General features: G+C 69.3%; 20 protein-coding genes. 12 read left to right on the top strand and 8 right to left on the bottom strand.

Annotated features, from left to right (window positions below):
* Positions 1-11 precede the first annotated feature (11 nt).
* Positions 12-2,759: an aconitate hydratase AcnA gene (gene acnA, locus STRVI_RS09920; protein ID WP_014055503.1), complete on the bottom strand. Its 2,748-nt coding sequence runs from the start codon at positions 2,757-2,759 to the stop codon at positions 12-14.
* Between the two features lie 400 nt (positions 2,760-3,159).
* Here acnA and STRVI_RS09915 point away from each other — a divergent pair, with 400 nt between their 5' ends.
* From STRVI_RS09915 to STRVI_RS09890, 6 genes are all read left to right on the top strand, one after another.
* A complete protein-coding gene (locus STRVI_RS09915) occupies positions 3,160-4,035 on the top strand; it encodes an aminoglycoside phosphotransferase family protein (RefSeq protein ID WP_043238341.1) in 876 nt (291 codons plus the stop codon).
* Between the two features lie 282 nt (positions 4,036-4,317).
* The gene (locus STRVI_RS09910) at positions 4,318-5,217 is read left to right on the top strand and encodes a LysR family transcriptional regulator (RefSeq protein ID WP_014055501.1); all 900 of its coding nucleotides are present in this window, start codon (positions 4,318-4,320) and stop codon (positions 5,215-5,217) included.
* Positions 5,218-5,395: 178 nt separating this feature from the next.
* Complete coding sequence (locus STRVI_RS09905; RefSeq protein ID WP_014055500.1) at positions 5,396-6,925, top strand: helix-turn-helix domain-containing protein; 1,530 nt, start codon at positions 5,396-5,398, stop codon at positions 6,923-6,925.
* A gap of 317 nt (positions 6,926-7,242) precedes the next feature.
* Complete coding sequence (locus tag STRVI_RS09900; protein WP_014055499.1) at positions 7,243-8,358, top strand: EstA family serine hydrolase; 1,116 nt, start codon at positions 7,243-7,245, stop codon at positions 8,356-8,358.
* Positions 8,359-8,816: 458 nt separating this feature from the next.
* Positions 8,817-9,323, top strand: coding sequence for a hypothetical protein (locus STRVI_RS09895; protein ID WP_043235677.1), 507 nt, complete (start codon positions 8,817-8,819; stop codon positions 9,321-9,323).
* Between the two features lie 93 nt (positions 9,324-9,416).
* A complete protein-coding gene (locus tag STRVI_RS09890; protein ID WP_014055497.1) occupies positions 9,417-11,036 on the top strand; it encodes a multicopper oxidase family protein in 1,620 nt (539 codons plus the stop codon).
* A 95-nt stretch (positions 11,037-11,131) separates the two neighbouring features.
* Here STRVI_RS09890 and STRVI_RS09885 read toward each other — a convergent pair whose 3' ends face one another.
* The 4 genes from STRVI_RS09885 to STRVI_RS09870 all read right to left on the bottom strand — a co-directional run bounded on the left by STRVI_RS09885 (position 11,132) and on the right by STRVI_RS09870 (position 14,502).
* Positions 11,132-11,758, bottom strand: a complete 627-nt coding sequence (locus tag STRVI_RS09885) for a DUF305 domain-containing protein (RefSeq protein ID WP_014055496.1) — start codon at positions 11,756-11,758, stop codon at positions 11,132-11,134.
* A 295-nt stretch (positions 11,759-12,053) separates the two neighbouring features.
* Positions 12,054-12,365 carry a hypothetical protein gene (locus STRVI_RS09880; protein ID WP_043235676.1) on the bottom strand — a complete coding sequence of 104 codons (312 nt, stop codon included), beginning with the start codon at positions 12,363-12,365 and terminating at the stop codon, positions 12,054-12,056.
* Positions 12,366-12,451: 86 nt separating this feature from the next.
* A complete protein-coding gene (locus STRVI_RS09875) occupies positions 12,452-13,657 on the bottom strand; it encodes a permease (RefSeq protein ID WP_014055495.1) in 1,206 nt (401 codons plus the stop codon).
* 128 nt (positions 13,658-13,785) lie between these two features.
* Positions 13,786-14,502 carry a hypothetical protein gene (locus STRVI_RS09870; protein WP_014055494.1) on the bottom strand — a complete coding sequence of 239 codons (717 nt, stop codon included), beginning with the start codon at positions 14,500-14,502 and terminating at the stop codon, positions 13,786-13,788.
* An 808-nt stretch (positions 14,503-15,310) separates the two neighbouring features.
* Here STRVI_RS09870 and STRVI_RS09860 point away from each other — a divergent pair.
* Both STRVI_RS09860 and STRVI_RS09855 read left to right on the top strand, forming a co-directional pair.
* Positions 15,311-16,465, top strand: coding sequence for a PLP-dependent cysteine synthase family protein (locus STRVI_RS09860; protein WP_014055492.1), 1,155 nt, complete (start codon positions 15,311-15,313; stop codon positions 16,463-16,465).
* Positions 16,462-17,712, top strand: a complete 1,251-nt coding sequence (locus tag STRVI_RS09855) for an MFS transporter (RefSeq protein WP_014055491.1) — start codon at positions 16,462-16,464, stop codon at positions 17,710-17,712. The genes STRVI_RS09860 and STRVI_RS09855 overlap by 4 nt, the downstream gene beginning before the upstream one ends.
* A 463-nt stretch (positions 17,713-18,175) precedes the next feature.
* Here the strand turns inward: STRVI_RS09855 and STRVI_RS09850 are convergent, their stop codons facing one another.
* Positions 18,176-19,117, bottom strand: a complete 942-nt coding sequence (locus STRVI_RS09850) for a LysR family transcriptional regulator (RefSeq protein WP_014055490.1) — start codon at positions 19,115-19,117, stop codon at positions 18,176-18,178.
* Between the two features lie 183 nt (positions 19,118-19,300).
* Between STRVI_RS09850 and STRVI_RS09845 the strand changes: the two genes are divergently transcribed.
* On the top strand, positions 19,301-19,924 hold the full coding sequence (locus STRVI_RS09845; RefSeq protein WP_014055489.1) for an NADPH-dependent F420 reductase: 624 nt from the start codon (positions 19,301-19,303) through the stop codon (positions 19,922-19,924).
* 119 nt (positions 19,925-20,043) lie between these two features.
* Here STRVI_RS09845 and STRVI_RS09840 read toward each other — a convergent pair whose 3' ends face one another.
* Positions 20,044-20,622, bottom strand: coding sequence for a TetR/AcrR family transcriptional regulator (locus STRVI_RS09840; protein ID WP_014055488.1), 579 nt, complete (start codon positions 20,620-20,622; stop codon positions 20,044-20,046).
* Between the two features lie 86 nt (positions 20,623-20,708).
* Here STRVI_RS09840 and STRVI_RS09835 point away from each other — a divergent pair, with 86 nt between their 5' ends.
* Positions 20,709-21,590, top strand: a complete 882-nt coding sequence (locus tag STRVI_RS09835) for an SDR family oxidoreductase (protein WP_014055487.1) — start codon at positions 20,709-20,711, stop codon at positions 21,588-21,590.
* Between the two features lie 89 nt (positions 21,591-21,679).
* Here STRVI_RS09835 and STRVI_RS09830 read toward each other — a convergent pair whose 3' ends face one another.
* On the bottom strand, positions 21,680-22,270 hold the full coding sequence (locus tag STRVI_RS09830) for a TetR/AcrR family transcriptional regulator (RefSeq protein ID WP_014055486.1): 591 nt from the start codon (positions 22,268-22,270) through the stop codon (positions 21,680-21,682).
* Between the two features lie 171 nt (positions 22,271-22,441).
* On the opposite strand from STRVI_RS09830, the gene STRVI_RS09825 reads away from it, so the two are divergent.
* Positions 22,442-23,386, top strand: coding sequence for an alpha/beta hydrolase family protein (locus STRVI_RS09825; RefSeq protein ID WP_043238333.1), 945 nt, complete (start codon positions 22,442-22,444; stop codon positions 23,384-23,386).
* Positions 23,387-23,604: 218 nt separating this feature from the next.
* Positions 23,605-24,465, top strand: a complete 861-nt coding sequence (locus tag STRVI_RS09820; protein WP_014055484.1) for a helix-turn-helix domain-containing protein — start codon at positions 23,605-23,607, stop codon at positions 24,463-24,465.
* Positions 24,466-24,492 lie beyond the last annotated feature (27 nt).

Below are 24,492 nucleotides of genomic sequence, written 5' to 3'. Positions count from 1 at the left end.
GTAAGCCGTGCTTACTTGCGGATCAGCGAGCGCAGCACGTACTGCATGATGCCGCCGTTGCGGTAGTAGTCCGCCTCGCCGGGGGTGTCGATGCGCACCTTGGCGTCGAACGCAACTTCCCCTCCGCGGTCGTCCCTGGCCTTGACCTTGACCGTCTCCGGGATACCGCCCTCGTTGAGCGCGGTGACGCCGGTGATGTGATAAGTCTCCTCGCCGGTCAGGCCCAGCGACTCGGCCGTGGCGCCCTCGGGGAACTGGAGCGGCAGGACGCCCATGCCGATGAGGTTCGAGCGGTGGATGCGCTCGTACGACTCGGCGACGACGGCCTTGACGCCGAGCAGCGCGGTGCCCTTCGCGGCCCAGTCGCGGGACGAGCCGGAGCCGTACTCCTTGCCCGCCAGGATGACCAGCGGGGTCCCGGCGGCCTGGTAGTTCTGCGACGCGTCGTAGATGAAGGAGACCGGGGCTTCCCCGTCACCTTCGGCGGCCCGGGTGAAGTCGCGGGTGAAGCCGCCCTCGGTGCCGGGCGCGATCTGGTTGCGCAGCCGGATGTTGGCGAAGGTGCCGCGGATCATGACCTCGTGGTTGCCTCGGCGCGAGCCGTAGGAGTTGAAGTCACGACGCTCGACACCGTGCTCGGTGAGGTACTTGCCGGCCGGGGTGTCGGCCTTGATCGCACCGGCCGGGGAGATGTGGTCGGTGGTGACCGAGTCGCCCAGCTTGGCCAGCACCCGGGCGGCGGCGATGTCCTCGACCGGGGCCGGGTCCATCGTCAGACCCTCGAAGTACGGAGGCTTGCGGACGTAGGTGGACTCCGGGTCCCACTCGAAGGTGTTGCCGGTCGGCACCGGAAGCGCCTGCCACTGGGCGTCACCGGCGAAGACGTCGGCGTAGCTGGTGTTGAACATCTCCTGGCCGATCGAGGAGGCCACGACCTCCTCGACCTCCTTCTCGGAGGGCCAGATGTCCTTCAGGTGGACCGGGTTGCCGTCCTGGTCGATGCCCAGGGCGTCCTTGGTGATGTCCACCTTCATGGAGCCGGCGATGGCGTAGGCGACGACCAGCGGCGGGGACGCCAGGTAGTTCATCTTGACGTCGGGGTTGATCCGGCCCTCGAAGTTGCGGTTGCCGGAGAGCACCGAGGTGACGGCCAGGTCGGCCTCGTTGACCGCCTTGGAGACCTCCTCCGGCAGCGGGCCGGAGTTGCCGATGCAGGTGGTGCAGCCGTAGCCGACGAGGTTGAAGCCCAGCTTGTCGAGGTACGGGGTGAGCCCGGCGCGGTCGTAGTAGTCCATGACGACCTTGGACCCGGGGGCCAGGGTGGTCTTGACCCACGGCTTGCGGGTGAGGCCCTTCTCGACGGCCTTCTTGGCCACCAGGGCGGCCGCGACCATCACATACGGGTTGGAGGTGTTGGTGCACGAGGTGATCGCGGCGACGGTGACGGCGCCGTGGTCGATCTCGTACTGCGAGCCGTCGGGGGCGATCACCGCGGTCGGCTTGGTGGGCACGCCGTTGGAGACGGCCGGGGCGTCGGAGGCCGGGAAGGACTCGATACCCGCCTCGTCCAGGTCGGCCACCGGGGCGTAGGCGCGGACGTCCTGGGCGAACTTCTCGGCGGCCTCGGACAGGACGATGCGGTCCTGCGGGCGCTTGGGGCCGGCGATCGACGGGACGACCGTCGCCAGGTCCAGCTCCAGCTTCTCGGAGAACTCCGGCTCGGCGGCCGGGTCCAGCCACAGGCCCTGCTCCTTGGCGTACGCCTCGACGAGCGCGAGCTGCTGCTCGCTGCGGCCGGTGAGCTTCAGGTAGTTGATGGTCTCGCCGTCGATGGGGAAGATCGCGGCGGTGGAGCCGAACTCCGGCGACATGTTGCCGATGGTGGCGCGGTTGGCGAGCGGGATGGAGGAGACGCCCTCGCCGTAGAACTCGACGAACTTGCCGACGACGCCATGCTTGCGCAGCATCTCGGTGATGGTGAGCACGAGGTCGGTCGCGGTGGTGCCGGTCGGCAGCGAGCCGGTGAGCTTGAAGCCGACGACGCGCGGGATCAGCATCGAGACCGGCTGGCCCAGCATCGCGGCCTCGGCCTCGATGCCGCCGACGCCCCAGCCCAGCACACCGAGGCCGTTGACCATGGTGGTGTGGGAGTCGGTGCCGACCAGGGTGTCCGGGTACGCCTGGCCGCCCCGGACCATGACGGTGCGGGCCAGGTGCTCGATGTTGACCTGGTGGACGATGCCGGTGCCGGGCGGGACGACCTTGAACTCGTCGAAGGCGGTCTGGCCCCAGCGCAGGAACTGGTAGCGCTCCTTGTTGCGGCCGTACTCCAGCTCGACGTTCTGCGCGAACGCGTCGTTGGTGCCGAACTTGTCCGCGATGACGGAGTGGTCGATGACCAGCTCGGCCGGAGCCAGCGGGTTGATCTTCGCCGGGTCGCCGCCGAGCTCCTTGACGGCCTCACGCATGGTGGCGAGGTCCACCACACACGGCACACCGGTGAAGTCCTGCATGATCACGCGGGCCGGCGTGAACTGGATCTCCTGGCTGGGCTGGGCCTGCGAGTCCCAGTTGCTCAGGGCGCTGATGTGGTCGGCGGTGATGTTCGCGCCGTCCTCGGTGCGGAGCAGGTTCTCCAGCAGAACCTTCAGGCTGTATGGAAGCCGGGCCGACCCCTCGACCTTGTCCAGCCTGAAGATCTCGTACGATTCGTCGCCCACCTGCAGGGTGCTGCGGGCGTCGAAGCTGTTCGCCGACACGACAGTCTCCTTCATGCATGATTTCGCGCGTACCACCGCAATGCTGCCGTCACATGCCCGCGCCGATCCGCTAAGGTATGGCTAAGTTAGGTAAGCCTTACCGGCACGGGTGCGGCGATGCGTCTTCCAGCAGGTATCTCGATGTCGAGATAACTCTAATACATCGCCCCGGCGCGGTCATGCCCTGCCCGGGTGCGAGCGCGTCCCCGGGTCGGATCATGGGTGCTCACCGGCCGTCCCGACTCATCAAAGGTTGAGCTTTGTCATCGAAGATCGGTGACCGCGAGGTTCGTCTCATCGAAGGTTGCGTGCCGCTGAGGCGTGACTGGCTCGGGAGACATGGCTGACGGCCGAGGCCGGGAGCGGCAGACTGGCCCGGGTGAAGCGACTATCGGTGGATGTGGACAGCGTCACTACGCGGCTGGTTCATCGATTCGGTCCACAGGTTGCCGAATGGTGCGCTGACACGCCGAACCTGATTGCACGGTCGGCGTCCCGTTGGGACCTTTCCCTCGGTGCATCCCTCCCGGACGGTGCTTCGTCGGTCGCGTTGCGGTGCCAATGGCCTGACGGCACGCCCGCGGTGCTGAAGCTCAGTCCGGATCGGGCCCTTCTGGTCGAGCAGGGCGGAATGTTGGGGTGGTTCGCTGCCTCGGGCCGGGTGCCCGCTGTGCTGGCCGTCGACGAGGACGCCGGCGCAATGGTGTTGGAAGAGGTCGTGCCCGGAACGCCGGCGGAGGACATGCCTGCTGCTTCGCTTCCCGAGCAGTGGTCGGATCTGCTCGCCGCGTTGCACGGGGTCGCTCCGCCGCCGCGGCCGTCGCGTGTGCTGCGCGGCCGGTGCGAGGAGGCCTTCGCTCGTGTCGGTAGGCGGCTGTCCGAGCCTGCGATCAGCGCACGTATCGATGTCACCGCGTGGGACAGGGCCATCCAGCGGTGTGAGCGGCTGCTGGACACGGAAGCGACAACCGTGTTGCTCCACGGTGACCTGCACCTGGGCAACGTGCTCGACGGTGGCGCGGAGCGCGGCCTGATGGCCATCGATCCGAAGGCATGTGTGGGTGATCCGTGCTTCGACGCTGTGGACTACGTCGTGGCCGGCGCCGGGCTGGAGGGCGTCGAGACCCGCTGCGCGCGCGTGGCGGCGGCGTGCGGGCTCGATGGCGACCGGCTCCACGCCTGGAGCCAGGTGATCGCCCCGTTCGCGGCCATCGCCCACCTCGGTAACGGTGGTGAGGGGCCGGTGATCGATGAACTGCTCGCGTTGGCCCGGTGAGAACACCTGGACGAGACCGCTCAGCCTTCGACGAGACAGGACACCGACCGGATGCGAGCGCGTCCCCGGGTCGGATCATGGGTGCTCACCGGCGTTCACCGGTAAGGGTGACCGTCGGCCGTAAGGGCCCCGGATGGCGGCGTTCCGCGTTAGACCTGAGGCCATGAGCATGTGCGCGGACGCGACCGACGGCCCCGGAACGGACGACGGCCGGACCCGAACCGGCCCCGGTCACCTCCGAGTTCGGAACTGAGCCACCCCGGCCCCCGCGATACTGCTGCCATGGACCCGCACCTGCTCCGCACGTTCGTCTCCGTGGCCCGCTGCGGATCCTTCTCCGACGCAGCCCATGAGCTGGGCTTCACCCCGGCAGCCGTCTCCGAGCACATCGCGTCCCTCGAAGCGGATCTGCGCACCTCACTGCTGACCCGGCGGCCGGTCATGCTCACCAGCGCGGGCGCACGGCTGCTGGAACACGCCGGTCCGCTGCTGCTGCGGCTGGACGCGGCGCGGGCCGATGTCGAGCGGCTGTCGGGGTCCGGCGCCGCCCGGCTGGTGGTGGGGGCCTCGCCGCTGGCGATGACCCCGAGAATCGCCGCGGCCCTGGATCGGGTGCGCCAGGCGCATCCGGCCATCCGGGCCTCGCTGCGGATCCTCGGCCGCCGGGAGATCCCGGCGGCGGTGGCGTCCGGGGCGCTGGACCTGGGGCTGGTCGACGGCCCGACCACCCCCGCCGACGCCCTGCCGCTGCCCGAGGTGGGTCCGCTCACCGCCATCACCGTCGCGGAGGCCCCGCTGGTGGTGGCCCTGCCCACCGGCCACCCGCTGGCCCGCCGGCTCGGCCTGCGGCTGGCCGACCTCGCCGACGCCCAGTGGCTGGACGCCCCGGACGCCGCCATGCCCCTCGCCCAGTTGCGCGCGATGAGCCGGAGCGGCGGCTTCCGCGCCTCGCTGACGTACGAGGGCACCGATGTACGCGGCCTCGTCACCCTCACCGCCGCGGGCCACGGCCTGGCCCTCCTCCCCCACCCGGCCACCAAGGGCGCCCCCGGCATCGTCACGGCCCCCCTGATCGCCCCCCGCCTGGTCCACCGCACCGAACTCCTCCACGGCCCCGCGGTCGACGGCCCGGCCCGGACGCTGGCGGCGGTGGTGACGGGGGATCGTCACCGGTACGGGTGATCCGCGAGACGGATCCCCACCACGCCGGATATCGGCTGCGATCCTCGCATCCCGATACCCGAGGCGGGCGGCTGACCGGAATGGCACTCGCCATCGAGAGGAACCCACCCGAATGGCCGTCACTCCTTCCGCCTCCCTGGCCGCGTGCGCATCTCATATGTGAGATAGCTTCTTCTGCATGACTGACGACTACCTCTCACGTATCGGCAAGCTCATCCGTGACGCCCGCCAACACCGAGGCTGGACCCAGTCCCAGCTCGCGGAGGCGCTCGGCACCAGCCAGAGTGCGGTCAACCGCATTGAGCGGGGAAACCAGAACATCAGCCTTGAGATGATCGCCAGGATCGGCGAGGCCCTGGACAGTGAGATCGTCTCCCTCGGCTACGCGGGCCCGATGCATCTTCGGGTGGTCGGCGGTCGCCGTCTGTCCGGTGCCATCGACGTCAAGACGAGCAAGAACGCGTGTGTGGCGCTGCTGTGCGCCACGCTGCTCAACGCGGGCCGTACGACACTGCGGAGAGTCGCCAGGATCGAGGAGGTCTACCGGATCCTCGAGGTCCTGGGCAGCATCGGCGTACGCACCCGCTGGGTCAACGACGGCGCCGATCTGGAGATCGTGCCGCCCGCCGAGTTGGACCTCGAGGCCATGGACACCGAGGCCGCCCGCCGGACGCGCAGCGTCATCATGTTCCTCGGTCCGCTGCTGCACCGGATGAACCACTTCCGGATTCCCTACGCGGGCGGTTGTGACCTCGGCACCCGTACCGTTCAGCCACATATGACCGCCTTGCGGCACTTCGGCCTCGAAGTGACCGCCACCGACGGGATGTACCACTCCGCGGTCGATCGCTCGGTCGCCCCCACCCGCGCCATCGTGCTGACCGAACGGGGCGACACCGTCACCGAGAACGCGCTGCTGGCGGCGGCCCGGCACGACGGCGTCACGGTGATCCGCAACGCCTCGTCCAACTACATGGTCCAGGATCTCTGCTTCTTCCTGGAGGAGTTGGGCGTCAAGGTCGAGGGCGTGGGCACCACGACGCTGACCGTCCACGGCGTCGCTCACATCGACCGCGATGTGGACTACTCGCCCTCCGAGGACCCGGTCGAGGCGATGAGCCTGCTGGCCGCCGCCGTCATCACCGAGTCGGAGCTGACGATCCGTCGGGTGCCGGTGGAGTTCCTGGAGATCGAGCTGGCCGTCCTGGAGGAGATGGGGCTGGACCACGAGCGCGGCCGGGAGTACGCGGCGGACAACGGCCGCACCCGGCTGGTCGATCTGATCGTGCGGCCGTCCAAGCTGCAGGCCCCCATCGACAAGATCCACCCGATGCCGTTCCCCGGCGTCAACATCGACAACGTGCCCTTCTTCGCGGCGATCGCGGCCGTCGCCCAGGGCTCGACGCTGATCCACGACTGGGTCTACGACAACCGCGCGATCTACCTCACCGAGCTCAACCGGCTCGGCGCCCACGTCAAACTCCTCGACCCGCACCGCGTCCTGGTCGAGGGCCCGACCCGCTGGCGCTCCGCCGAGATGATGTGCCCACCCGCCCTGCGCCCCGCCGTGGTCGTCCTGCTGGCGATGATGGCCGCGCCGGGCACGTCGGTCCTGCGCAACGTGTACGTCATCAACCGGGGTTACGAGGACCTGGCCGAGCGGCTGAACTCGATCGGCGCCCAGATCGAGACGTTCCGCGACATTTGATAAGCGAATGCCGCCGCACCCCGACTGACCCGCGGTGTAGCGGAGCAGGAAGGGGTGCGGCGGCGTCTCTGGGACTTCTCAGGAACTTTGGGCCCGCAGCGGGCTACGGGCTACGCTCCACGAGCTCTGCCGACCGGCCCGAGCGAATCGACCCCTTGCGCCTCAACGACCAGGCGTTTCCTCTTGCCTCAACCTTGCTGGCTGGATACCCCCTAGGGGTATTCTTCTGCTGTTTCAGGAGCGCATCCCTGAGGGAACGGCAAGTTGTCCGAGCTACTCGGCTGACAGCTACCTGATCAGAGATAGAGGCGGACGCAATGAACGTTGAGGGTTTCGCTGAGGACGGGTATGACGCGGTGCGTCAGGTCTTCCAGCGGCTAGTGGACAGCGGCCTGGAAACAGGGGCAGGCGTATCGGTCTGGCGGGAGGGCCGCGAGGTCGTACGGCTGAACGCGGGGTGGGTTGATGCCGGACGGAGCCGTCCCTGGCGTGGCGACACGCTGGTCCAGCCATACTCGCTGTCCAAGTCGTTCGTCACGCTCGCCGCCCTGGTGGCGGTTCGCGACGGTGCGCTGGCACTGGACGAGCCGATCGCCAGGTACTGGAGCGAGTACGGGGTCCGGGGCAAGGAGCGGACCACCCTCCGTCATGTGCTCACACACCGGGCGGGTCAGCCGCGCTTCGGACCCGAAGCCGCAGGTCTTGAACTGCTGGATGACAGCGGGCTGCGGGTAAGCCTGGCACAGGCGGCGCCGGAGTACGTTCCCGGGGCATCACTCGGGGAACACGCGCTGACCTACGGCCACCTGGTCGACGGCATCCTGCGCGCGGGCGCCGGGGCAACGCTGGGAGAGATATTCAACGATACGGTGCGGCCCGCACTGAACCTCGACGCCTGGTTCGGCGTGCCGGATCACGCACTGAACCGCGTCGCCGACCTGGAGTACGCGGACCCGAACTGGCCGCAGCTACTCCACGCGGCACCGTGGCTTCAGATCCCCGCCGGAGCCCTGGACACGGAGCGGGTCAACTCCCGGGCCTGGCGGCAATCGGTCTTCGGAGCAGTCAACCTGCACACGACCGCGACGGCAATGGCTGCGTTCTTCTCCCATCTCACCAACGAGGACGGACCGGTACGAGAACTGCTCGGGCCTAGGCTGCACACCGAGCTCCTCGCCTCCCAAGTCACTGACTACGACGAGGTCTTCGGCACTGAGATCACCTGGACACTGGGCTTCGTACGCGACAAGGGCAAGATCGCCAAAGGTGGGATCGGCGGCTCCGTGGCCTGGTGGTCACTCCGGCATCACCACGCCTGCGCCTACCTGACGCGCCGATTGGACGATCACTCCCGGGCCGCCGAAATCGCCGCAGCCCTGGGCGACGACCTGACCGTGGTGGGCGAAGATTCGGCATTCGAGCCGCGCCCGTAGAGTCACTGCGCGGGGACGTGATGCGACGGTGAGGTCTTCGACCACGTGGCTTTGTCCACGAGAACCGGGGACTTCGGGAGGCACTGCGCCCGTGGCGGGAGAAGCTCCCTGACGTGCGAGTGGTGGACGAAACCATCTTCAACAGTGCTGCTCGCGCCGTGGTGTGCACGGCTCCGGGCTCCCGGTCGTCGGCCGTAGGCCACATCACCGCACCCCGGGGCCGGCCATTCGGACCCGTAGCTCATGCTGCCATTCACCATGCGGTGTGTCCGGTCGTTCTCGTCGCTCACGACTGATCCTGCGGCCCCATGGGTGGCGTCCTCGGGACACCGCCACATCCAGCTACTGCGGGGATGCTCCTACGCGGCGGGCTGCGCTCCCGCATCGGGTCGAAGGGAGGGGTGTGCGGTGACCTACCCCCCACGGGTATATTAGCGGTCCGCTGCCAGGGAGCCTAGGTGGAAGCGATGACCGTGTGGAAAGTCCGGCTGACCCGCACCCATAGTGGTGCCGTCCGCTGGGCTCGCGCTGCCGCCGTCGCCCTGTTCATGGTGATCGCCGTCCTGGTACACCACCAGGCGATCTCGGTGATGACCTCGACTTCGCCGGATGCTTCGCGTGCGATGGCCGCCATGGCCATGCCTATGGACGCCGCCGAGCACGAGGCCCACAGGGAGGCCGCGCCGGCCGCCACCGACGCTCCGGCGGGCCCTGCGGCTCCGCGGACGCAACTCCAGGCCAATCCGGTCATGTATGGGGACGGGAAGATGGCCTGCGGTGGTATGGGCGTCGAGCACTGTTCCGCCTCCAGTGTCGACACGCTCAAGCTCACGGCGCCGCCTGCGATGTCGTACGGCGAACGCGACGCCGCCTCGCACGCAGCCGTCTCCGAGCGCGGTGCCTCCGGCACGGCGGAGCGCGCACCGCCTGACGTTCTCTCTCTCCTTTCTCGTTTGCGCATTTAGGCCGCGCCCCGTGGCTTCCCCGTCCAGCAGTGGCGCGAGGAGCCATGTCCGCATGTGACCTGAATGGCATATCGAGACAAGGACACCACCTCTGTGAACAGCATCAATCGCCGATCCATCCTGCTGGCCGGCCTGGGGGCGGCCGGTACCGGTGCGCTCGCCGCCTGCAACAACGCCTCCGGCTCCGCCGGTACCCCCGGCCTGGTCAGTCCCTCTGGTTCAGCGGTCACTCGCGTGGAGAAGAAGCGCTCGTCCACTGGCAAGGTGATGAAGCGAAGCCTGACCGCCACACCCGTCAGGCTCGACCTGGGCGGCGGGGTCATGGCCAGGACCTGGGCCTTCGACGGGCAGGCCCCGGGTAAGGAGATCCGCCTTACGGCCGGGGATATCTTGGCCGCCGAGCTGAACAATCAGCTGCCGGGCAAGACCATCACATCCATTCACTGGCACGGCCTCGCCCTGCGCAACGACATGGACGGCGTCCCCCCGGCCACCCAACAGGCGGTCCGCGCCGGATCGGCCTTCGCCTACCGCTTCATCGCCGACGCACCCGGCACGTACTTCTTCCACCCCCACGTCGGCGTCCAACTCGACCGCGGCCTGCACGCCCCGCTGATCGTCGAGGACCCGAAGGAACCGTTGTCCTACGACGATGAGTGGGTCGTCGTCCTCGACGACTGGCTCGATGGCGTCACCGGCACCCCGGACGAGGCATTCGCGGAGCTCAAGCAGGGTATGGGCGGGATGGACCACGGCGGTATGGGCGGTATGGGCGGCAGCAGCCCCGGCCCTGAAAGCTCGGGTGGCCACGATATGGGCGGCATGGACATGAGCCCGTCGCCGTCTCCCTCGGACTCCACCGGCGGTATGTCGATGAAGTTCATGCTCATGGGCGCCGACAGTGAACTCCTCGGTGGCGACGCGGGGGATGTGAAGTACCCCTACCACCTGATCAACGGAAGGGTTCCGCAGGACCCGGACGTCTACACTGGCAAGCCGGGCAAGCGCGTACGGCTGCGGATCGTCAACGCGGGCTCGGACACCGCGTACCGGGTGGCGCTGGGCGGTCACAAGCTGACCGTCACCCACACGGACGGGTACCCCGTCGAGCGCCATCAGACTGACGCGCTGCTGATCGGCATGGGGGAGCGCTACGACGTCCTGGTCACCCTCGATGACGGTGTCTTCCCCCTGGTCGCGCTGGCCGAGGGCAAGAAGGCGAGCGCCATGGCGCTGATCCGCACTGGCTCGGGCAGCAAGCCGTCCCCGACCGTCCGGCCCAAGGAACTGGACGGCCTGATCACGAGCGCGTCCCAACTGCGCGCCGCCGATGATGTGCGGCTGTCGCCGAAGAAGACGGACCGGGTCCACCGCATCGACCTGACCGGCGGTATGGACAAGTACAACTGGGCCATCAACGGTAAGAGGTTCGACATGAACAACCCGGATGCGAGTCCGCTGCATGTCGAGGCGGGCCAGCGGGTGCGGCTGGACTTCGTCAACACCACCGACATGTGGCATCCCATGCATCTCCATGGCCACACCTACCAACTCGGCAGCACCGGGCCGCGCAAGGACACCACCATCGTGCTGCCCAAGAAGAAGGTGTCCGTCGTCTTCGACGCGGACAACCCCGGCCAATGGCTGTTGCACTGCCACAACGCCTACCACGGCGAGGCGGGGATGATGGCCCTGGTGGCCTACCAATCCTGACCGCGCCCGTCTGCCCGCAGGGACGGGTCCGCCGGAGGGCGGGCTCGTCCAGAGGCCACGCAGTGGGGGCGATCAGCGGCCCCGGCGGCTCGGGGTCAGCTCGTCCGGAGCATCTTCCGCATCTGGGCGATTTCAGCGGTCTGGGTGATGACGATGCGGTTGGCGAGTGCCTTGGCCGGACCGTAGGAACCGTGCTTTTTCTCGGCTTTGGCCATCTGGACCGCGCCTTCGTGGTGCTTGATCATCATGGTCAGGAACATGGTGTCGAAGGACTTGCCGGAGGCGCGGTTCAGTGCGTGCATCTCCTTCTTGTTCATCATGCCTGCCATGCCCGAGGGATGGCCGTGGCGCATGGCGTACCTGCCTCGTGGGACCTTTTCACCCCAGGCATTCAGCCAGCCGGCCATGGTCCGGATCTCTGGTGCCTGCTCCTTCTTGATCTTCACCGCGAGGGCCTTGACATCACTGGAGGAGGCGCGTGTCCGGGCCATTTCCGCCATCGCGATCGCCTGGCGGTGGTGCAGGATCATCGTCTGGGCGAACGTGACGTCGGCCTGATTGTGTTTGTCGGCGTGGGTTTCCACTTCGGCGGATGCAGTGGCGCCGAGAGTGGCAGTGGCCCCGGTGGTGTGGTAGCCGCCGAAGGCGGACACGAGAAGCGCGGCCGCCGCTGTAGCAGCCACCAGCGCGGCGCGAAGGGGGAGGGAACGGGCTGCCTTCATGATCGGAAACCTCCTGCTCTGGCTGACGGAAAGTGCAGGGACCGGGCGAGTACCCGTGCAGCCGGTTCAGCATCGTGCGCCACTGAATCCCGCAGGCCGAGTCGTCGCCACTCGCTCCGTCCCATAGGCGAAGAATCCCCAGGCCACGCCTGCCAGAGCGGATATCGGGGTCATCGTCTGGAGCACTATCGGGCTCCCGCTCATGGCATTCACCGAAAGGGGAAGTACGATGCCGCTCAGGGTTCACAGACGGAGGCGGCCGCGGTGCGAAGATGCGGCGAGCTGGAGCAGGCGATCATTCTCCCACCACCGTCGGCGCACCGGCTCCACCGAGCTGTCCGCCCTGCTGTACCGCGGCGACCACATCGCCCCGGCGCAGCAGCGGCTCACCGAACTGTTCACGGGCCTGCTGGCCGACGGGGAGGTGCGGGGCGGCCTCCCGCCCGACGAGCTGGCGGCGTACTGCCCGTACGCCCTCACCGCCACTGCCGACTTGCCCTCCACGACCGCTGCCCACCAACCAGCCCGGCTGCGCGATCGCGCCGGTCGACTCGGACGACCCGCTCGCGGTGAGTTCGCCGATGCGGTCCGCCCGCGGGGCCGGCACCGAGGAGAGCTCGGCGTGTCCGCGGTGTCTCGCGGATCGGCCCCGGGCGGATGCCTCCCCCGCGGGTGGAGGCCGCCTCTTCCTCTTCAGTGGTGGTGCCCGCCGTGGGCGTCACCCGTTTCGTGCGGGTGCTGCGTGTGGCCTGGGTGGTCGTGACCGGTGTCGGGTGAGCCACCCATCATGCGGAGCATGGACAGCCCGCCGGTCCGCACGAAGCGCACGAGGAGGGCTGCGGCCAGGGTGAGGAAGGCGATGTTGAGCCAGGTGGTGTAGTTCCAGCTGATGCCTTCCATGGGGATTTTCGCATCGGTCTGGTCCGGGATCAGGCCGAGGCCGTCGAAGGCGAACTCGACGATATATCCGGCGATGACCATCGCGAGGTAGAAGGTGCCGAGGAGGAAGGCGGCCGTCTTGGCGCCGTAGTACTTCCGGTAGATGTTGAGGATCGGCAGGATCAGCAGGTCGGCGAAGATGAACGCCACGACGCCGCCGAAGCTGATGCCTCCCTTCCACAGCACTACCGCGAGCGGCACGTTGCCGATGGAACAGACGAACGAGGCGATGGCCACCAGCGGGCCGACGAGCGGGCCCCACAGCTTGGACGCGAGTGGGTGGCTGTCGAAGAAGAAGGTGCGCCAGAACGAGTCGGGTACCCAGGCGGCGATGGCACCGGCGATGAGCAGGCCGACCACCAGGTCTCGCAGGATCGCCGCCCACTCCATGACGAAGACGTGCGCGGTCGAGGTCAAGCCTTCCCGGGAGAACAGGCGCCGGGTGAAGGAGCCTTCCCGGTGGACGGACATGTCCATCGTTGCGTGGCCCTCCATCGAGCCGGCCAGGCCCCGTTCTGCCTGCTCCCGTGCCTGGCGCACCAGTTTGTCGCGCAGGAACAGCCGGAACAGGACGGCCAGCATGATGATCATGATGGGGCCGCCGATAAACTCGGCGGCGGTGAACTGCCACCCCATCAGCAGGGCCAGGATCACGCCGAGTTCGACGACGAGGTTGGTGGAGGCGATCTCGAAGGCCATCGCGGCGGTGAAGTTCGCGCCCTTACGGAACAGCGAGCGGGCCAGCGCGACCGCCGCGTACGAGCAGGACGAGGAGGCGGCTCCCAGCCCCGCGGCGACGGCGAGGGTGCGGGGCCGGTCGTCACCGAGCAGGGCGACGATGGTGGATTTGCGGACCACGGCCTGGACGACGGCGGACAGGGCGAAGCCCAGGATCAGGGCCCAGGTGATCTCCCAGGTCATGGACCCGGCGATCGACAGTGCGTGCAGTACGGCGTGCATCTGTGCAGGCTTCCTGCCCAAGCGCGACGTAACCCGAGGGACGCGCCTTCTTTGGGGTGCGGGTTCGTCGGGCCGGGGTTAAGGTCGCCGCCTCTGGCCCAGGCGCCTGTATCCACCCTGGGGTGTACCTACCTGTCCACCTTGGGGCCGATTCGCTCTCCGCCGCGTATCCGCTGGAGTAACACCGTGGCTGCCACGCTGCCCCGCGTTTGTTCCAGCCCGGCCGAGAAACCGCTCCCGCCGACGGGAACGGCTGACGCCGTCGGCGCCTTCGCCGGCATGGAGCCCGAGCAGCCCGCCGCGCTCCTGGAGCTGAAGGCCGCGGCCCCGGGCGCCGAGCCGGTCGGCCCGGGCCCGACGGCGACCGAGAGCGCGGCGCCCAGTACGGCCACCTCCTCCCCCACCGCCGCGACGGGACCGGACGCCTCGGCGGCCGCCAAGGACACGGCAGCCGATGGGGAGACGGGGGCGACGGAGCGCGCCGCACCGGACATCCCGCCGTGCACCGATCCGCCCGCCCCGGTGTCGGCAGCCGTGCCGGCCACCGTGTGCGCCGGGGACACATAGGCGGACTGCCGCGGTCCGGGGGCGGAGGCGTCGCAGGACTGCGAGGCGTCCCCGTCGTGATGCTCGTCGGCACCCAGGCCGGTCGCTACGGCGGCCGGCGTCAGATCACACGTGTGCTCCCTCACGACGGCGGCACGCTGCCGGCAGCCGTCCGAGGGCGGCCAGGTGTGAGGGCCCTGGGCTGAGGTCGCGTGCAGCAGCGCGAAGAAGGCGAGCAGAACGACGGCGCCCAGGCTGCGGCACGCCGCGAGCCTGGCGGGGCTGGTCGTCTGCCGCATCTGATCTCCTCGCGCTTTCTGCCAGAAAACCCGCGCGGAAGGTCCCGCGCACTTCGAATGGACCCATCTACCGACCAATTCACCTGTTGCGGTGACCGGTGACATGCAGCGCCCCCGCTCCCCCTTGCTCGGCACGGCCACAGGTGAGCCTCGGCAGGCGCTGAGGCCCACCCGGCCGCAATCCGGACCCTTCACCTCACGAGCACTTTATGTGCATGATCGATTACTGTTTGTCATGATGAGGGTTTGGTCGGCACGCCATGAGCGCCGCCCCGTGCCATGGTCCGGGGCGGCGCTCATGGTGCTCCTGGCCGTACTCGTGCACGTGCTGGCCTGCGCCCACGGTCCCGCCCCTGCGGGCAGCGTCCGCGCGGATGCCATCGTCGCCGTCTCCAGTGCGTCCTGCGGACAGTCGGCGGCGTCGGACGGCGACTCGTCGACTGTCAGAGACCTGGACCCCACCCAGGGCGGCGGATCGCATTGCCGGAACCTGGACCAGCCAACAACCCAGCCGCCGCGTGACATCACGTTCACCACAGCGGCCCACCTTCTGCTTCCGGCCGAACGGGCCGACTCGCTGCCCGGTCCCGCGGGTGACCAACCATCGCGGTACGCGACTTCCCCACCCATCTCCGTCCAACAGGAGCGTGCGCGACTGGGCGTGTGGCGGACCTGATCGGCCCCCTGAGCCGCAGCCTCGGACGGCACCCGCATGCCCCGGGGCGTGACGGCTCCCGATCTGTCCACCTCCTTCCACCACTCAACGGCCGGCATCCCCTGACACCGCCGACCGCGGGAGAAGCACGCCATGAACCGGACAACCCCCACAGCAAGCCGCACCTCACCGGCCCAACTGCTGGCCGATACCAAGCGCCCCCTGCACACCCCGGCCGGACTGGTCGGCGACACCCCCATCCTGTGGATCGGAACCCCCTTCACCGCCGCCGGACGCGGCTTCTGGACCAAGCTCGAAGGCCACAACCCCGGTGGCATCAAGGACCGCACGGCCCTGCACATGGTCCGCGCGGCCCGCGAGCGCGGGCAACTGCTGCCCGACGCCCCCATCATCGAGTCCACCTCCGGCACTCTCGGCCTCGGCCTGACCCTGGCCGGCTCGACCTACGGCCACCCGGTCACCGTCGTCACCGACCCCGGCATGGAACCCCTGATGACCGGCCTGCTCACGGCGTACGGCGCCGAGGTGGACCTGGTCGACACACCGCATCCCACCGGGGGCTGGCAGGAATCCCGCCGCCAACGGGTCGAGGAGCTCCTCGCCGCGCACCCGGATGCCTGGTGCCCGGACCAGTACAACAACCCCGACAATGTGGCCGCCTACGCCCCGCTGGCCCACGAACTCGTCGCCCAGCTCGGACGCATCGACACCCTGGTCGTCTCCGTCGGCACCGGCGGCCACTCCGCAGGGATCGCCTCCGTCCTGCGTGGCTTCTTCCGCCGCCTGCGAGTGGTCGGCGTGGACACCACCGGCTCGACGATCTTCGGCCAGCCCCCGGCGAACCGCCTGATGCGCGGGCTGGGCAGCAGCATCTACCCCCGCAACGTCGCCTACGACCTCTTCGACGAGGTCCACTGGGTCGCCGCCCCCGAAGCGGTGTGGGCCTGCCGCCGCCTGGCCCGCGACCACTACGCCACCGGCGGCTGGAGCGTCGGCGCCGTCGCGCTCGTCGCCCGCTGGCTGGCCCGCACCCTGCCCGCCGAGGACCGCATCGTCGCGGTCTTCCCCGACGGCCCGCAGAGGTATGTCGGCACCGTCTTCGACGACACGTACTGCCGCGACCACGGCCTGCTGGGCCACCTGCCCCCCGACGACCCGGACGAAATCGCCCACTCCGGCGACAGGATCGTGACCCGCTGGACGCGCTGCACCCACGTCACCGACCCCCTCACCCCAGCCCACCGATCCGACACCGACACCGCTGGCCTGGCAGGAGCCGCAGGATGAAGGCCCTGTGGCGGCAGACCCGCTCCTTCCCGCGCACCGCGCAGCTGTTGATGGCCAACCAGTTCGCCATCAACCTCGCCTTCTACATGCTCATGCCCTACCTGGCCGCCCACCTCGCCGACGGACTCGGCCTGGCGGCCTGGGCGGTCGGGCTCGTCCTGGGCGTGCGCAACTTCTCCCAGCAGGGCATGTTCCTCATCGGGGGCACCATCGCCGATCGCTTCGGCTACAAGGCCCCGATCATGGCCGGATGCCTGCTGCGCACCGTGGGCTTCGGCCTGCTTGGCTGGATCGACAACCTCCCCGCACTGATCGCCGCCTCCGCGGCCACCGGTTTGGCGGGGGCCCTGTTCAACCCGGCCGTCCGCGCCTACCTCGCCTCCGAGGTCGGTGAGCGACGTGTGGACGCGTTCGCCACCTTCAACGTCTACTACCAGTCCGGCATGCTGCTCGGCCCGGTCGTCGGACTGGCCCTGCTGGCCGCCGACTTCCGCCTCGTGTGCACGGTCGCCGCCGCGATCTTCGCCGTCCTGACCGTCCTGCAGGCACGGTCACTGCCCGCCCGCGGCAGCGCCACCACCGACTCCGCGCCGGACAACGTGCTGGCCCAATGGCGCACTGTGGTGGCCAACCGGCCCTTCCTCCTCTTCGCCACCGCGATGATCGGTTCCTACGTTCTGACCTTCCAGGTCTACCTGGCCCTGCCTCTGGCCGCGAGCAACGCGCTGGGCACCAGAGGGACTTGGGTCACCAGCGGGCTGTTCGTCGTCTCGGCGGCAGTCGCCATCGTCGGACAGCTCAGGCTCACCGGCTGGGCGAAGAAGCGCTGGACCCCCGCCCAGGCACTGGTCCGCGGGCTGACCGCGATGGGGCTCGCCTTCCTGCCCCTGACCCTCTCATCATCTGGAGGCACCGTCGCAGTACTTACCTCCCTCGTGGCAGCGGTGGCGCTGCTCGCGGCCGGCAGTGCCGTGGTCTACCCCTTCGAGATGGACACCGTCGTCACGCTCTCCGGCAACCGCCTCGTCGCCACGCACTACGGCCTGTACAACACCGTCTCCGGCCTCGGGATCACCCTCGGCAACCTCGCTACCGGAGCCCTCTGGGATTTCGCCGAGGACCACGCCGCTCTCTGGGTGGTCTGGTGTGTTCTGACCGCCACGGGACTGACGTGCGCGGCATCCGTCACGGCGCTCGCCCGTAGCGGGCGACTGAGCGTCCGGGAACCGCAACTCGCCGCTGCCTGAGCCGGCCGGTCGGGAAGGCCGGCCCGACGGGTCGGCCTTCCGCGAAGCGGCCCGGCTCGCGCAAGGGAACGACGGCGCAGCCGCCCGGGCATGCACCAGCCCGCACCGCACCGGCACCCGCACCCGCACCCGCACCCGCACCCGCTACCAAGAGCCGAAAGAGTGTCTGTCGGCGCCGGGAGTTCCCTGGGACTCTTCTGGGACTTCCGGCTGCATCAACGGGTACCAGCGCGAAACAACTGAAAGACAATGTGCGCAGGTCAGCCACCTACAACGGTCCATCGCAGCAGGTCACCGCGCTCGCTGGTCTCCTCCGCGACATCTGAGGCCGCCTCTGCCGCCGCACCCTGCCTGACCTGCGAGGAAGCACGTCGGGAGGAGGTGCGGCGGCAGCCGTGGGACTTTCCTGTCGAAGATGAGCCGGAGATGAACTCGCCTGCTGGGGTTGGTCGCGCCGCGATGGTCAGGAAGACGGCCCTGGCGTCCTAGCCGGCGCGCCACCCTCCACGAGCTGAGTCCGCACGCCGCGAGGCACACGCACGCCGTGACTGCGCAGATTGCCGATGAATCGTGCGACGAGCGGATCCGGTTCTCCGGACGTCACCGCCACCAACTGCCTGACCCACCGCGGCGAGAACGGCCGCACGGCGCCCGGAAAGCCGTCGCTGACCGCGCTCACGGGGCATACGGCGATTCCCAGACCGGCGGCCGCGAGCTGTGGTGCGGCGGTGGTCACCGATGTCCTCATCACCGTCTCCAGGCGGACTCCGGCGCGGGCGAAGGACTGGTCGAGCCAGGCGCTGAGGCCGTTGTCCGGTGCGAAGTGAACGAGCGGCGCCCCTTCAAGATCCTCAAGGCGTACGGCCGGTTGCCGGGCCAGCGGGTGGCTGCTGGGCGTCGCCAGCACGATCTCTTCCTCGGCGACGGCAGTGATCGTGAAGCGGTCGGACGAGGGAGTGGGCAACAGGGCGACATCGGCTTCGTCGGAGTCGACGAGGCCGAGTGCCTCGTCCATCGACGTGGACTCGCGCAGGGTGATCGCCACGTCCGGGTAGCGGCGGTCCCACTGGCGAATGACCGGGGCGAGCAGCGCCACGCTGAGGCTCTGCGCGCTGACCAGCCGCAGCACTCCTCCGGCCGCCTGTCCCGCCGCACGTGCCGACCGCACCGCGGAGGTGGCCGCCTCGATCGCCCGTCTGGCATCCGCGACGGCGGCACGCCCCGCGGGAGTGAGCTTGACCCCCCGGGGTTCGCGTCGAAGCAGGATCGTTCCGGCCTCGCGTTCCAGGGAGGCGATCTGGTGAGAGACAGCGGGCTGCGACGAATGCAGCAGCAGGGCGGCCTGCGTGATCGATCCGGAGTCCGCGACCGCGACAAGGCACTCCAACGCCCGAAGGGTAGCCATATATCAATCTTATCGCAGGGGGCTAAAGCATGAATGACCTCGATGTAATCGCCCTCCTCCGGCATGAGAAAAATCTATGGCAACGCGCATTTTTATCGATGATCCGACGGGAAGGACCCGCACCGCCCTGGCTGTTGGAAGCGGCACAAGTACCCAACAGCAGCAAGGAAAAGAGCACTCACCATGAGCGACATCAGCATCATCGGCCTGGGCCACATGGCCCGCGTTCTCGGCGCCCGCGCGCTCGATGGCGGCAACGCCGTCGAGCTCATCGGCCGCGACGCGGTCAAGACCGCCGACGTGGTCGGCGCGCTCGGCCGCGGCGCCACCGCGGGGAAGATCGGCGCCGCCCCGGCCGGAGACATCGTGATCCTCGCCGTGCCCGCCACCAGCGCCGCGCCGGTCGTCAGCCGCTACGGGGGCGCACTGGCCGACAAGGTCATCGTCGACATCACCAACCCTTTCAACCCCACTGCCACCGGGCTGGTCACCCCCGACGGCACCTCCCTCGCGCAGCAGATCGCCGAGGCCGCCCCCGCGAGCGCCCAGGTCGTCAAGGCGTTCAACACCGTCTTCGGCCATGTCCTGGCCGAGGACCGCCCGCTGGACGTGTTCATGGCCGGCGACGACGCGCAGGCCAAGGCGAGCCTGGCAGCGTTCATCGAGAGCATCGGACTACGCCCCCTGGACACCGGCGACCTGAAGATGGCGCAGTGGCTGGAGGGAGCGGGCCTGCTGATGATGGGCCTGGGCCGCCATGGCGTGGGGAACTACGGCTTCTCGCTCGGCGTCAGCCTTCCCGGCTGAGTGCGCCTGCGCCCGCCGCTGCCGTACATCCGGCGCGTGACGCCATCCCGGCCTGCCAGGCTTCCGTCCACCAGGCCGGGATGGCGGGCAGGACAAACACCGTGAGGCTGTCCGTCCGGTCAGCCCAGCGACGCGCTCGCCGCACGCAGTTCGTCCAGGGCCGCCAGGGCGTACCCGGCGAGCTCGTCCTTGCCGTCACGGTCGCCCTCTGACCATTCGGCGTACCCCCGCTTGAAGGCGAGAAGGCCCAGCTCGCCCGCGAGAGCCGCGGTCGGATCGGGTACGCCGCGGGCGACCAGAGCGGTTGTCATCGCGGCCGCCAGGCTGACGCTTTTGAGGGCGTCACGCTCTTGAAGCTCGGTGCTGGAGGCGACAGCCGCCTTCAGACGAGGGGCGAAGTCCCGATTGGTGGGGCCCATCGCGGTCGAGGCGCGCTCGAGACCGGCACCGACCGCCTCCAGCGGGCTGGCGCCGTCGGGCGCCTCGGCGATCCCCTCGGCCAGCAGCCGACTCAGCGTCTCCTGTCCGGCCACCAGCAGCTCGCGCTTATCGGGGAAGTGCCGGAAGAACGTGCTTTTGGTGACCCCGGCGCGCTCGGCGATCTGCGCGACCGTCGTGGCGTCGTACCCCTGCTCGGTGAACAGGTCGACCGCGGCCACGACGAGGCGTTCGCGCGCCCCTGGTTCCCACCTGCCCATGGGCACATCATAGGCGATGGGACTCTTGTCCCATCACTCGGCTATAGTGATGGGACAAGAGTCCCATCACTCGCGGGAGAATTTCCATGCGCGTCTTTGTCACCGGCGGCACCGGCCTGATCGGGTCCGCCGTCGTCGCCGAGCTGCTCGGCAGCGGCCATACCGTCCTCGCGCTCGCCCGCTCCGACGCGTCCGCACTGGCCGCCGAGGCGGCCGGCGCCGAGCCGCTCCGAGGAGCTCTCGCCGACCTGGACATCCTTCGCACCGGCGCGGCGCAGGCCGACGGGGTGATCCACCTCGCCTTCGCCAACGACTTCAGCAGCCCCGACGCCCTGGCGCAGGCGGTCGCCGAGGAGAGTGCCGCCATCGCGGCCCTCGGCGAGGAGCTCGTCGGCAGCGACCGGCCCTTCGTCACCGTCTCGGGTACGCCCTATGTGCCGGGCCGCGTCTCCGCCGAGACCGACCCCCCGATGACCGATGGGCCGGTCGGTGGTCGCGGTCGCGCGGTCACGGCAGCCCTGGGCCTGGCCTCGCATGGGGTCCGGAGCACGGCCGTACGCCTGCCGCGCACGGTCCACAACCAGGGCACCGGCGGGTTCGCCGGTTTGCTGACCGACATCGCACGCCGGACCGGTGTATCCGGTTACCCAGGAGACGGCGCACAGCGTTGGCCGGCCGTGCACGCACTCGACACGGCGGTCCTCTTCCGGCTCGCCCTGGAGCGGGCGCCGGCCGGTAGCTCCTGGCACGCCGTGGCCGACGAGGGCGACTCGGTGCGTGATATCGCCGCGGTCATCGGCCGACGGCTGGACATGCCGGTCAAGTCGGTGTCATCGCAGACCTACGGCCCGCTCGGCCCGATCTTCGCGACCGACCAGCCCTCGTCCAGCACCCACACCCGACAGGAGCTCGGCTGGGAGCCGAAGCACCCGTCCCTTCTGGAGGACCTGGAGAACATCCAGCCCTGACCGGCGGCCGGGAAGACCGGCCGGACCCGCTGCCGGTGCTCGCGCCGGCAGCGGAAGACCCTCCCCTCCGGACCGCGGTGACCCGGCCGCTACCTCCGGCATCCGTCGAGCAGCAGCCGAATGGTGAGGCGCGCGTCGTACTTCGGATCGACCCTCTCTCCGCCCGCGCAGATGTCGCCGATCGCGCGGATCAACTGGTAGGGGGAGATGTCGGCCGTGACCTCGCCCGCGTCCCGGGCGGCGCTGAGGATGTCGGCGAGAGCCGGCACGAGGCGCTCGATGAACAGCGCGTGCAGGGCGGTGAAGCCCTCGGGGTCGTTGCGCATGGCGGCGGCGAGCCCGTGCTTGGTCGCCAGGAAATCCACGAAGAGCTCCACCCATTGGCGCAGCGCGGCGAACGGTGACGTCGCCGCCGCAAGCAGGGTGGGCCCGGCTTCGGCACAGGTGTCGACCTGGTGCCGATACACGGCCACGACGAGATCCGCGCGCGTGGGGAAGTGCCGGTAGATCGTGCCCATGCCGACGCCCGCCGCGGCGGCGATCCGGCGTACCGGCGCGTCCACTCCGTCCGTGACGAACACCGCCGCCGCGGCATCGAGCAGAGCCCTCTCGTTCCGCCGGGCGTCCGCGCGCTTGGCGGAGCTCGGGGTGGTCGACAACGGCTTGTCGCCTTCACTCACGGGGCGCTCCTGTCCTACGACCGCGCTTGCCAACCGGAACACCGCTCCGTATATTCGGAACGTCGCTCCGCTTAACCGCGTATCCGGTGGCTCATGTCGTCGGACCTGCGCCGGCGACGCATGTATTCCCCCATGGACACGGCGCTCATCGCAACCGAAAGGCAGCTCCACATGCCCGCACCCGACACGGCCGCCCCGCGCGCCGTTCCCGTATCGACCACTGCGATCATCAGCGTCAAGCCGGTCGTCCTGCCCGCACCAGAGCGCGGCGACGACCTGCGGGTGCGGGTGTCAGCTCCTGTCTCGGGCAGCGACCTGGCGGTCGTCGTCCTCGCCCATGGCTTCGGCCTGTCGATGTCCTCGTACGACCCGCTGGTCGACTTCTGGGCCGCCAACGGCTTCGTCGTGCTCCAGCCCACATTCCTCGATTCGCTGACCCTCGGCATCACTCCCGCCGACCCGCGGTACTCCGACATCTGGCGCATCCGGGTCCAGGACGTCGAGCGCGTACTCGACGAACTCGACCGCATCGTCGCCGCGGTCCCCGGCCTCGGTGACCGCGTCGACAGCGACCGCATCGCCGTCGCGGGACACTCCTGGGGCGGACAGACCGTCAGCATGCTGCTCGGCGCGCGCGTTGTCGGCGCGGACGGGCAGCCCGGTCCCGACAAGACCGATACTCGGGTGAAGGCGGGCGTGCTGCTCGCTACGACCGGCATCGGCGGCGACGCCTTGACGCCGTTCGCCGCCGAGAACTTCTCCTTCATGAGCCCTGACTTCGACCGCCTGACCACCCCGGCTCTCGTGATCGCGGGCGACCACGACCAGTCCCTCCTCTCGACTCGCGGCCCCGACTGGTTCACCGACGTGTACAGGTACAGCCCCGGGGCCCAGAGCCTGCTCACCCTGTTCGGGGCCGAGCACTCGCTCGGCGGGATCCAGGCTTACGGCGCCAAGGACACCACGGACGAGAGCCCCGAGCGCGTCGCTCTGATCCAGAAGGCTTCGTGGGCCTACCTCCGCAGCGCTCTCGGGATCGACGACAGGGATTGGAAGCAGGTGCAGACCGAGGTCGCGGAGGCCGCCGACCCGATCGGACGCATCGACGACAAGTAGACCCACCATCGACGACGGCCGCCGCACAGGATGACTTGTGCGGCGGCCGTACGTGTCGAGTGGGTGCCATCGACCCCGTAAGGGGGAGGCATAACAAATACGCAGGTCAAAGCCCGGGCGAGGGTGGGAGTGGCGGGGCCACCCAGACGATGAGTGCGCCGCCTAGCCTGGGGAGGGTCAGGGCATGACGGCGAGACCTCTTCGAAGGGGGTGACGTGATGGCGGAGCGCGGGATCGCTCCCCGGCTGGGGGAGTATCTGCGGGCTCGTCGGGCGCTGGTGCGGCCGGAGGACCACGGGATGCCGGCCGGGACGCGTCGTACCCCCGGCCTACGGCGTGAAGAGGTCGCCATGCTGGCAGGGGTCAGCACGGACTACTACGTCCGGTTGGAACAGGGACGGGACCGGCATCCGTCACTCCAGGTCATCGAGGCGTTGGCCGGTGCGTTGCGGTTGGAGGACGAGGCGGCGGCGTATCTGCGCCGGCTGGCCGCCCCGGGCACCTCGCGCCGCTCCCGGCGGGCCTGTCCGCAGGAGTACGCGTCTCCTGGCCTGGTCGGGCTGATGGATGCCTGGCCCGGTACGCCGGCGCTGGTCTACGGGCGCTATATGGATCTCCTCGCGGTCAACGCGCTCGGCGAGGCGCTGTTCTGCTGGCTGGAGGAGGAGACCAACCTGCTGCGTGCCATCTTCCTCAAGCCGCAGGCCCGTACCTTCTACCGGGACTGGGCGAGGATCGCCGAGGGATGTGTGGCGGCGCTGCGCGCGGCCGGCACCGATCCCGAGGACGCCCGGCTGGCCGAACTGGTGGAGGAACTGTCGGTCGCGAGCCCCGACTTCGCCCGGCTGTGGGGCCGCCACGAGGTCAGGGCCAAGAGGGCCCGGACCAAGCACTTCGACCACCCGGTCGTCGGTGAGCTGTCGCTGCGCTTCGAGAACCTGTCCGTCGCCGACGCCCCCGGGCAGCACCTGGTGGTCTATCACGCCGATCCGGACAGCCCCGCGGAACATGCCCTGGCGCTGCTGGGCAGCTATGCCGCCACATTCGCCGGCGATCCGGCAGTCCACCCGGACCGGTGACGCGGGCCCGCGAGGGCCGTCTTTGCA

The sequence above is a fragment of the Streptomyces violaceusniger Tu 4113 genome, from assembly GCF_000147815.2.
Lineage (GTDB): Bacteria > Actinomycetota > Actinomycetes > Streptomycetales > Streptomycetaceae > Streptomyces > Streptomyces violaceusniger_A.
The sequence above is the reverse complement of the archived record's forward strand: the minus strand, read 5'-3'. Positions and strand labels throughout refer to the sequence as shown.

Coding starts and splice junctions, on each gene's coding strand:
- STRVI_RS09910 (WP_014055501.1), top strand. CDS start 4,318: ATGGACCCGCACCTGCTCCGCACGTTCGTCTCCGTGGCCCGCTGCGGA.
- STRVI_RS09905 (WP_014055500.1), top strand. CDS start 5,396: ATGACTGACGACTACCTCTCACGTATCGGCAAGCTCATCCGTGACGCC.
- STRVI_RS09900 (WP_014055499.1), top strand. CDS start 7,243: ATGAACGTTGAGGGTTTCGCTGAGGACGGGTATGACGCGGTGCGTCAG.
- STRVI_RS09885 (WP_014055496.1), bottom strand. CDS start 11,758: ATGAAGGCAGCCCGTTCCCTCCCCCTTCGCGCCGCGCTGGTGGCTGCT.
- STRVI_RS09875 (WP_014055495.1), bottom strand. CDS start 13,657: ATGCACGCCGTACTGCACGCACTGTCGATCGCCGGGTCCATGACCTGG.
- STRVI_RS09870 (WP_014055494.1), bottom strand. CDS start 14,502: ATGCGGCAGACGACCAGCCCCGCCAGGCTCGCGGCGTGCCGCAGCCTG.
- STRVI_RS09860 (WP_014055492.1), top strand. CDS start 15,311: ATGAACCGGACAACCCCCACAGCAAGCCGCACCTCACCGGCCCAACTG.
- STRVI_RS09855 (WP_014055491.1), top strand. CDS start 16,462: ATGAAGGCCCTGTGGCGGCAGACCCGCTCCTTCCCGCGCACCGCGCAG.
- STRVI_RS09850 (WP_014055490.1), bottom strand. CDS start 19,117: ATGGCTACCCTTCGGGCGTTGGAGTGCCTTGTCGCGGTCGCGGACTCC.
- STRVI_RS09845 (WP_014055489.1), top strand. CDS start 19,301: ATGAGCGACATCAGCATCATCGGCCTGGGCCACATGGCCCGCGTTCTC.
- STRVI_RS09840 (WP_014055488.1), bottom strand. CDS start 20,622: ATGGGCAGGTGGGAACCAGGGGCGCGCGAACGCCTCGTCGTGGCCGCG.
- STRVI_RS09835 (WP_014055487.1), top strand. CDS start 20,709: ATGCGCGTCTTTGTCACCGGCGGCACCGGCCTGATCGGGTCCGCCGTC.
- STRVI_RS09825 (WP_043238333.1), top strand. CDS start 22,442: ATGCCCGCACCCGACACGGCCGCCCCGCGCGCCGTTCCCGTATCGACC.
- STRVI_RS09820 (WP_014055484.1), top strand. CDS start 23,605: ATGGCGGAGCGCGGGATCGCTCCCCGGCTGGGGGAGTATCTGCGGGCT.